This window comes from Mesorhizobium sp. M1142, from assembly GCF_040318565.1.
Classification (GTDB): Bacteria; Pseudomonadota; Alphaproteobacteria; order Rhizobiales; family Rhizobiaceae; genus Mesorhizobium.
Map to the genome: position 1 here is coordinate 24,478 of NZ_JAMYMK010000030.1, position 9,399 is coordinate 33,876.

The 9,399-nt window shown below is 59.2% G+C and carries 3 protein-coding genes and 6 pseudogenes; 5 read left to right on the forward strand and 4 right to left on the reverse strand.

The annotated features are described in order from the left end of the window. Positions 1 to 160: 160 nt before the first annotated feature. The 3 genes and pseudogenes from purF to NKH42_RS29015 form a co-directional block, all read right to left on the reverse strand. Positions 161 to 1,629 (reverse strand): annotated as a pseudogene (gene purF, locus NKH42_RS29005) (amidophosphoribosyltransferase). 276 nt (positions 1,630 to 1,905) lie between these two features. Next, positions 1,906 to 3,051, reverse strand: coding sequence for a M20 family metallopeptidase (locus tag NKH42_RS29010; protein ID WP_352974695.1), 1,146 nt, complete (start codon positions 3,049 to 3,051; stop codon positions 1,906 to 1,908). Positions 3,052 to 3,089: 38 nt separating this feature from the next. Continuing rightward, positions 3,090 to 4,274 carry an aminotransferase class V-fold PLP-dependent enzyme gene (locus tag NKH42_RS29015; protein WP_352706849.1) on the reverse strand — a complete coding sequence of 395 codons (1,185 nt, stop codon included), beginning with the start codon at positions 4,272 to 4,274 and terminating at the stop codon, positions 3,090 to 3,092. 292 nt (positions 4,275 to 4,566) lie between these two features. Here NKH42_RS29015 and NKH42_RS29020 point away from each other — a divergent pair, with 292 nt between their 5' ends. From NKH42_RS29020 to NKH42_RS29040, 5 genes and pseudogenes are all read left to right on the forward strand, one after another. Beyond that, positions 4,567 to 5,028: an Lrp/AsnC family transcriptional regulator gene (locus NKH42_RS29020; protein ID WP_126057703.1), complete on the forward strand. Its 462-nt coding sequence runs from the start codon at positions 4,567 to 4,569 to the stop codon at positions 5,026 to 5,028. 617 nt (positions 5,029 to 5,645) lie between these two features. Next, positions 5,646 to 6,499 (forward strand): annotated as a pseudogene (locus NKH42_RS29025) (site-specific integrase). Positions 6,500 to 6,509: 10 nt separating this feature from the next. Further along, positions 6,510 to 6,984: pseudogene (locus tag NKH42_RS31340) on the forward strand (IS91 family transposase); the annotation flags it as partial. A gap of 133 nt (positions 6,985 to 7,117) precedes the next feature. After that, positions 7,118 to 7,716: pseudogene (gene istA / locus NKH42_RS29035) on the forward strand (IS21 family transposase); the annotation flags it as partial. A 63-nt stretch (positions 7,717 to 7,779) separates the two neighbouring features. Then, a pseudogene (locus NKH42_RS29040) lies at positions 7,780 to 8,774 on the forward strand (IS256 family transposase); the annotation flags it as partial. A 314-nt stretch (positions 8,775 to 9,088) separates the two neighbouring features. On the opposite strand, the pseudogene NKH42_RS29045 reads toward NKH42_RS29040, so the two are convergent. Next, a pseudogene (locus NKH42_RS29045) lies at positions 9,089 to 9,399 on the reverse strand (IS110 family RNA-guided transposase); the annotation flags it as partial.

The following is a 9,399-nucleotide window of genomic DNA, read 5'->3' on the forward strand; positions in this document are numbered from 1 at the left end:
ATCGAAGGGCTCTTACGCAGTAAGCCCGCAGACGGGTTCCGGCTGAGTTCAACGTTACCAGGCTAGGTTTGCCCTTTGGCTGACCGCCCTTCACCTTCGGAGCAGGCAGTGCATCGGGGTTCACACCGACCACGAAGCCGCTCCAACTGGCTAGGCAGATTCACTGTCCGCCTGCGGCGAAAGCCGACAGAGCCCGGACGTTGTCAGCGTTCTTTGGTCGAGCAAGCGGGTCGGATATTCGGCAGTGAAGCAGGCGTCGCAAAATTGAGGCTTTTTGTTCTCGCGGGCCGTTTCGCCGAGAGCTCGATAAAGCCCGTCGATCGACAGGAAGTCGAGCGAATCGACACGGATAAATTTGGCCATTTCCTCGATCGACATATGCGAGGCCAAAAGTTTCGCCGTCTCGGGCGTGTCGACGCCGTAGAAGCATGAGGAGCGGGTCGGCGGCGAGGCGACGCGCATATGCACTTCCTTCGCGCCGGCATCGCGCAGCAACTGCACGATCTTCTGGCTGGTTGTGCCTCGCACTACGGAATCGTCGACCAGCACGATGCGCTTATCCTCGATGATCCGGCGGTTGGCATTGTGCTTCAGCTTGACGCCCATGTGGCGGATGGAATCGGTCGGCTGGATGAAGGTGCGGCCAACATAGTGGTTGCGGACGATGCCGAGCTCAAAGGGCAGGCCGGCAGCTTGGGCGAAGCCGATCGCGGCCGGCGTGCCGCCGTCGGGCACAGGCACTACGATGTCGGCATCGACCGGTTTCTCGAAGGCGAGCTCGGCGCCAATGTTCTTTCGCACTTCATAGACGTTGCGGCCCTCGACCGACGAATCCGGACGAGAGAAATAGACATACTCGAAAATGCAGAACCGCGGTTTCTTCGTTTCGAACGGGAACAGGCTCTCCACTCCCTCAGCGGTGACGATGACCATCTCGCCAGGCTTCAGGTCTCGAACAAAGCGCGCACCGATGATGTCGAGCGCGCAGGTCTCTGAGGCCAGTATCCAGGCGCCGTTAAGTTCGCCCAGTACCAGCGGCCGGATCCCGAGCGCGTCGCGGCAGCCAATCATTTTTGTGGACGACAGCGCTACCAGTGAGAACGCGCCCTCCAGTTGGCGAACCGCATCTATGAAGCGCGAATTGACGTCCTTCCCGCTGCTGGTTGCGATGAGATGCAGGATCGTTTCGGTGTCCGAGGTCGACGAGAAGATCGAACCCTGCTTCTGCAGCGTACGCTGCAGCGTCATTGCATTGGTGATGTTGCCGTTGTGGGCGATGGCAAAGCCGCCGTCGGCCAACTCGGCGAAGAAGGGTTGTACGTTGCTCAGCCCGGGTCCGCCCGCGGTGGCGTAGCGGGTGTGGCCGATGGCGCGCGTGCCCTTCAGCCGGTCGAGGATCGGCTTCTTGGTAAAGGTGTCGCCGATCAGGCCGACATGACGTTCGACGTGGAACTGCGTGCCGTCATAGGAGACAATGCCCGCCGCCTCCTGGCCCCGGTGCTGCAGGGCATGCAGGCCGAGGATGACGACAGTGGCCGCATCCCAAGGGCCAAAGATTCCGAATATGCCGCATTCATCATTAAAATGATCGTCGGCCTCCGCGGAGAAGAGTTTATCTGCCTCAAGCATCGGTCACGATCACTATCGGGAAAATAAGGTAGCCGGTCGTCTTCGCCTGAATCCGACCATGAGGCCGCAGATGTTGCCTGCGAAGCACCCCGCAGCCGACAGATCCGTTCCAATGCGCCAGACTCTTGCCGCGTCGGAGCTCAGTCATGATCATACAGAATCGTCGAGATCATATATAAGTGGCTTGAGGGCTTGAAAGCTTGATCGTAAGGGACGTAGTCCCGCGAAGCCGAAGTCATCGCGGGACCTATTCTTGCGTGATTATGCCAGTGGTCGCTAGTAGGTTAGCATGATCTTTTGGTAGATGTCGACCGCTTTGGCCAACTGATCAATCTCCACGTACTCGTTGGCAGTATGAGCCTGATCAATACTCCCAGGTCCAAGAACAACGCAGGGAATACCTCCCAACGAGAGCTGACTCGCATCCGTCCCATATGGAACTCCGCGGTGCTGGCCCGTTCCCGCAACTTCTGCACACGCCTTTGCCGCCACTGCGGCGATTTTTGTGGCTTCCGCACTCGGGGGAGCTGGATCTTCGAGAGCGGGTAGCAGTGAGCGCACCTTGATCTTATCGGGACCTTGGCGCAGGCCTTCCAGGATGTTTTCTACCTCCTGTAGCGCGTCCGACGGTTGCTCTCCCGGTATGAGCCGCCGGTCAATCCACACGCGGCAGGAGGGCGGAACCGTCGCCAATTCCGTACCCCCTTCGATGAGTGTAATCGTGAGAGTCGGGGGGCCAACCAGCGGGTGCACGCGTTTGGACAGAGTTTCATTAATCTTGTCGAGTGCCAAGATAACCTTGGCCATTCCTGTGATCGCGTTCACCCCAAGATGGGGCTTGGAACTGTGAGCGGGTACACCCTCCACTTCAACTTGCCAGCGGACCGAGCCCTTATGTGCAACGACAAGCTCCAGGTCAGTCGGCTCCCCAACCACTGCGGCCTCGTAGGACACACCTGATTGAGCGATTCTTCGCGCTCCTTTCTTCCGGTACTCTTCATCGACGCTTGCACCCAAGACAATCGTACATCGTGGCTTACGTTCCCCTAGGGTGCTAAGAGCCATGACCATCGCCGCGAGCGGGCCCTTATCGTCACAACTTCCTCGCCCATAAATCCGACCGTCCCTCTCGTCTGGCGAAAAGGGGTCTGCCTCCCAATTGTCAACCGGCACCGTGTCCATATGCGATATGAACAGGACACGCCTATCGGGCTCCTGCCCAGGAACCCAGGTGAAGAAGTTGGCACGGCCGTCGGTTACTTCCTGATACTCAAAGGGCAGATTTCGCTCTCGGCAAAAGGCCTCGAGGAACTCAGCGACCTTCTGTTCACCGCTCCCCTTTGCCGACGCTGAAGGGTTGATGCTCTCAATTTTTATGAGTTGTTTGAGAAGCTCTACCGTTTGTGTGTTGATGGACGACATGAATACTCCTATCCCTCCTTGAGAATGCAAGCGTGCGGCTATGCCAGCCAGTTCTTTGCCAGGCCGACAACTCGGTCAGCCTCGTCTGCTGTGTTGTATAAATGTAGCGAGAAGCGCAGCATTCCCCGGCGAGCCGAGACGATCACCTGGTTTTTCAACAAATGCTCGTGAAGCGACTGAATGCGGCTATCGGCTTCGCGCGAACCAGGTGCTGGATCCCCAAGAGCAACGATACTTCCGGTATGATCGCCTGGTGCTCCGCCGCAGACGGGCAGTCCGAGATCTAGGAGGCCCGATGCCAGTCGGCTTGCAACCGACGTAACACTTTGTTCAATGGCCGGCGTGCCGATTTCCATCAGCTGTCCGATGGACGCGTAGACCGCTATCACACCGGGAAAATTGTAATGGCCAATTTCAAAACGGGGCGCGCCGGCGCGCAATGTTACCGAATCGAATATTGGAGCCGACTCTGGCGCGTCGCCCAAATCGACACTGAAGCGGGCGAGGTAGGCAGGGCTTAGGCGATCGGCCCATTCCCGGCGGCAATACAGAAACCCCAACCCATAGAGGCCCATTAACCCCTTGTAAGATGATGCCACCAAACCGTCGACGCCAAGCTGAGTGACATCGGTGTGTAGTATACCAACTGATTGGGAGGCATCGGCCAAAAGAAAGGTACCCAGGCGCTTGCAAGCCGCGGCTATCGGCTCCATCACTGTCTTGAAGCCCGGGACCATTGTAACGGTCGAAACCGTGACGATACGGGTACGAGAATCGGTTTGATCGATAATAGCATCGCACGGGATTGCACCGTTTTCAGTTTCTACCACCCGCAGCTCAATTCCGTGCTTGTCCCTGAGTTGCAGCCAAGGGAGGATATTGTTTGCGTGCTCCAACTGGCGGCACAGGACAACATTGTCTCCCGGCTTCCAAACAATCGCGTTTCCGATTATATTAATGCCTTCTGATGCATTCTTCGTAACGGCGATTTCGTCTTTTTCGGCCCCCACGAATTCAGCGAATCTCGAACGTGTTCGCTCGACAAGCTGCATCATTCCTTCTTCGTCATTCAGGCCATTCAGCCGATTATCAAGATGCTGATCCATAGACCTGCGGGTGGTTGTGGATATGAGCCCCTGATTTGCAACATCCATGTAAATGGCGTTTTTGGTGGCTGGAAATTCCTGCCGGAGGACGTCCAAAGGAAGAAAATGGCTTGTCATGCTCGTCATCAGATCCGTGGTTCGTGGGTAAAGAGCGCAAAGCCTACTCAGGGCGCCCATTTCTGCAGTTGTGAGCAACGAAAATGCCTTGATTGAGAAGCCATCGAGCTTCCTTGCGGGCGATCATACCATTCGGCCGAACTTATAAGGACAAGAGGTTCACCACCGGGAGGCAAATGCCTTTCGCTGATCGGATCATTTTATGGCTTGATCCTTGTGGAACTCAGGCTAATATCGTGTGAGTCAAGCAGTTTTTCTGCGCAATTCTCTCCTTTTTTGCAGTGATCGTGAAATGGACCTCGATCGAGTTGATCGCAAGCTTCTCAACGCAGTGCAGCGCGACAATCGCCTGACGACGGCTGAATTGGGCGAACTTGCGGGCCTTTCTGCGACCGCTTGTCAGCGGCGACTGAAGCGACTGCGTGATGAGGGTGTGATCGAGGCTGACGTTGCCATAGTCTCGCCACAAGCGGTGGGTCGTCCCATGCTCATGCTGGCGTCTATCAGTCTCGAGCGCGAGCGGGTAGATATCATCGATCGGTTCAAGCAGGCGGTCCGGCGTACGCCTGAGATCATGAGTGCGTACTATGTAACGGGTGAAGCCGATTTCGTTCTCTTGATCTCTGTCCAGGACATGGCCGAGTATGAGGCATTTACCCGCCGATTTTTTCATGAGTCTGATATCAAAGCTGTCAAGACGATGGTCGTAATGGATCGGATCAAGGCGTCATTGGCTCTGCCTATCGAAGAATAACGGCAGTATGCGCCCGCATCGAGTTTTGCGCTGGTCAACCTGATAACCATCGCGGTTCGTCCGGTAGTATACGATTTAGGCCGGCGGTGCGTCTTATCTCGACGCCCTGGATCAGATTGACAGCAAAGCTTATCTGTCGGGTGGCAGCATCGATCACTTCGCTTTTGCGCCGGGATCAGTGCCCCACCTGCGAACATCGTCCGGGGCGTTGCCCCTGCTGTCGGATGTCTCCGCTGCCGATCAGTCGCTGGCACTGCCTGCTTGAGAACTTCAGCAGCGTGACGTTGGCCGGGGTCCACCACCACGTTTTCGCGGCTGTGAGATGTCCATATCGATCCTCTGGAGACCGCGGGTACGCCGGGAGTAGGTTTTTAAGCGGCCGTGTAACGCAAGTGTGAGGTGGAGTCGCAGTGCCGCATCCACTGGGCTCCCGATAGTTGCACGTATTCTAAACCCGGTAACGGCTAGGTTGTGTGGACTCTTGGGATTCCCAAGGCTGAGCAAATCAGATTGAACTAAACCGCTGCCGCGGTAGCTGATGCGCGGGTCTGGCCTGAGGAGGCCCCTGTCTGAGAAGATTTGGTGTCGAGCCAACCTTCCAGACAGGAGAACCCCAGATGGCCCAGATAAGCCCTCTGCGTCAGCGGATGATTGAAGATCTGACGATCCGCAATTTGTCACCGGAGACCCAGCGATCCTACGTGCATCACGTGGCGAAGTTCAGTCGATTTTTTGGACGATCACCCGATCAACTGGGATACGAAGAGGTGCGCGCCTATCAGGCCCACTTGGTGCGCCGAAGGGTCTGGTGGGGCGCGTTGAACCAGACCGTTTGCGCCTTGCGTTTCTTCTACGGCGTGACGCTGGGTCGATCTGACCTGCCTGAGCGGATCGCTTACGCCCGGACGCCGCGCAAGTTGCCGGTCGTGCTGAGCGCCGATGAGGTGGTCGGTTTTCTGCAGGCCGTGAAGGGGACGAGGAACCGGGTCGCTCTGATGACCACCTATGCGGTGGGCTTACGCGCCGCGGAGGCGGCGCGTTTGCAGGTGACGGACATCGATAGCAGCCGGATGGTCATTCGCATCGAGCAGGGCAAGGGCGGCAAGGACCGCTATGTGATGCTGTCGCCGCAGCTGCTGGAGATTTTGCGAGTCTATTGGCGGTTGACCAAGCCGGGGCGATGTCTGTTTCCCCGGCGCGTTGGCCGCGGCCCGATCCACCCACAGACCTTGGGGATCGCCTGTCGAGCAGCCTGCGAGTTCCTGGGCGTTGAGAAGCGGGTGACGGTGCACACCCTTCGCCACAGCTTCGCCATTTGGAAGCCGGCACGGACATAAGGATCATTCAGGTGCTGCTGGGCCATCGCAGCCTGGCGACGACGACACTATACGCCCAGGTCTCAACGGCTGTGATCGGCCGGACCGCCAGTCCTTTTGACCAACTCCACATGGAGATCACGCCGTCCGGCTGAGCCGCGCGCCATGCGCCCGGATCTGGAAGTGGCGGATGTATTCCACCGTCACGGGGTTGATTATCGCCGCGACCATGCCGGCCATCTCGGGCGTGTTGAGCGCCGGGTCATGGCCGCGGTGGAGGCGTGCCGGACCGCGGCCCTGGGCGGTCACGCCGAACACTGCCCGACTGCGGCCTCGTGCGGCAAGCCTATAACTCCTGCCGCAACCGCCACTGCCCTAAATGCCAAGGCCTAACCGCGCCCAGTGGCTGGCCGAGCGGCAGGCTGAGTTGCTGCCGGTCCCATACTTCCACGTGGTCTTCACCGTTCCCGCCCAGATCGCTGAGATCGCCTTCCAGAACAAGGCGGCGGTCTATGCGATCCTGTTCAAGGCCGCATCTGAAGCCTTGAGGGTGGCGGCGGCTGATCCCAGGCATCTGGGCGCCGAGATCGGCATGGTCGCCGTGCTTCATACTTGGGGTCAAAATCTCCTGTCGATGCCGGCTCAATACTCCCAGAAGTGCCGTTTGAATCTTCCCCAGTTTAGCGCTGTCGCCGGTCTTCCGGAGCGCGCTCCGGGAGACCGGCGGCGCGTGATCGTTGATGCTTCTCCTGATGGTCGGGAGAGGGATTTCGGTGATCAAGATCGGGGAGATGATGATGATACTGGATTTGCATCGGCAGGGCCTGTCGGTGTCGGCGATCGCCAGGGAGAGCGGGATCGACCGCAAGACGGTGCGCAAATACATCGAACGCGGGCTCGAGGCTCCGGCCTAACGGACCGCGCAAGCCGCGTCAGGCGGTGATCGAGCCTTTCACGGCCTATCTTCGCGAACGCGTCACGCGATATCCCGGACTCACCGGCAGCCGGCTTACTGAAGGACCTCGGCTATGGCGGCGGCTACACGACCGTTACCGACTTCCTGCGCGACGTCCGTCCTGCCGCGGCGGAGCGTGGATACGAGGTTCGCTTCGAGACCCCGCCCGGCGAGCAAGCGCAGGTCGACTTCGCTCAGTTCAATGTCGTCTTTGCCGATGAGCCGACCACGCCGAGAATCGTCTGGCTATTCTCCATGGTGCTTGGCTTCAGTCGCCTTATCTGGGCACGCTTCGTCGTCCACCAGGATCTGCCGACTGTCTTGCGCTGCCATGCTGGGGCTTTCGAGGCGCTGGGCGGCGCTCCTCGTGAAGTGCTTTACGACCGTATGAAGACGGCTGTGATCGGCGAAGGCGAAACCGGGGGACTGTCAGGAATTCTGTGCGCGAGGCCATGATGATGGAAAGGAGAGAATCATCACATGGCTATTGAGAAGGAACTTCTGGACCAACTGCTTGCGGGTCGCGATCCGAATGAGGTTTTCGCCAGAGACGGGCTGCTCGACGATCTGAAGAAGGCGCTTTCGGAGCGGATTCTGAACGCCGAACTGGACGAGCACCTCGATGAGGAGCAGGCCGACGGCAACGCCAATCGCCGCAATGGCCATTCGCGGAAATCGGTGCTGACGGGCACATCGAAGATGACGCTGACGATCCCGCGCGACCGTGCCGGAACCTTCGATCCGAAGCTGATCGCCAAATATCAGCGCCGCTTCCCAGACTTCGACGAGAAGAGCGGCATGACGGTGCGCGAGATCCGCGGCCACCTGGAGGAGCTCTACGGCATAGACGTGTCGCCGGACCTGATCTCGGCCGTCACCGACGCTGTCCTGGAGGAAGTAGCAGAGTGGCAGAATCGCCCGCTGGATGTGGTCTATCCGCTCGTCTTCTTCGATGCCATCCGGGTCAAGATCAGGGACGAGGGCTTCGTCAGGAACAAGGCCGTCTACATCGCGCTCGGCATCCTGCCGGATGGCACGAAGGAGATCCTCGGCATCTGGATCGAGCAGACCGAGGGCGCCAAGTTCTGGCTGCGCGTCATGAACGAGTTGAAGAGCCGTGGCGTCGCCGACGTCCTGATCGCCGTCGTCGACGGCCTCAAGGGCTTCCCCGAGGCGATCAACGCCGTCTTTCCCCAGACTGTCGTCCAGACCTGCATGGTGCACCTGATCCGTCATTCCCTGGAGTTCGTGTCCTGGAAGGACCGCAAGTCCGTCATGCCGGCGCTGCGCGCGATCTACCGGGCCAAGGACGCCGAAGCCGGCATGAAGGCCCTTGAGGACTTCGAAGCCAGCTACTGGGGCAGCGGTATCCGGCGATCACCCAAAGCTGGCGGCGCAATTGGCAGCACGTCGTCCCATTCTTTGCCTATCCCGAAAGCGTGCGGCGGATCATCTACACCACGGATGACATCGACAACCCTGATTTCGACTTTTTCGATTCCTGTTGCGTTTCTTTGTTCGGCTCAGGTGAGCCTGTTCCTTCGTCCCGGCCCACAGGATTTCCCGTGCGAGCGTGTCGAGACGCAGTCAAGGCTGGCTGGTGCGATGGCGCCACGGCCGGCTGCGAGGTTTCCAGGCCACGCCTTGACGGCGTCGAGCACGGCGCCATTCTGGAGCGGACCGAGGGCGTCGGTCGTGCCGCCACATTTCCTTGTGCTATATTTGTCCGGCACGGACGACCACGTGGCAAAGAGTGGTGCGAGAGGATGAGAGTGCCGCCACGCAGCCGTTATAGTCGTTCCTCGTTTGTGGCGTCCGTGCGCCGCTTCGGCCCTCGTGACCGCCAATGCCGAACCATTAGCTCGTAGGCACGTTCGGCATTCTCGGCCGCGGCTTTCTCGCTGTTTCGCAACTCCTTCACGTTGTAGGCGTAAGCCGAACCGCGGCGACCGACACCGCGCTCGCCCGGCGCGCCGGCCTTGAGAGCGAGCTGCCTCTGCTTTGCCGCCACCAGCGCCGGCCGAGCCCAGAAGTAGTCCTGCTCCTTTGTCAGCAGATGCCAGATCAACACGGCGAGCTTGCGGGCGAGTGCCACGGCTG

Excerpts from the sequence above, each read along its gene's own strand:
- NKH42_RS29010 (WP_352974695.1), bottom strand. The coding sequence starts at position 3,051 with ATGTCGTCCATCAACACACAAACGGTAGAGCTTCTCAAACAACTCATA.
- NKH42_RS29015 (WP_352706849.1), bottom strand. The coding sequence starts at position 4,274 with ATGACAAGCCATTTTCTTCCTTTGGACGTCCTCCGGCAGGAATTTCCA.
- NKH42_RS29020 (WP_126057703.1), top strand. The coding sequence starts at position 4,567 with ATGGACCTCGATCGAGTTGATCGCAAGCTTCTCAACGCAGTGCAGCGC.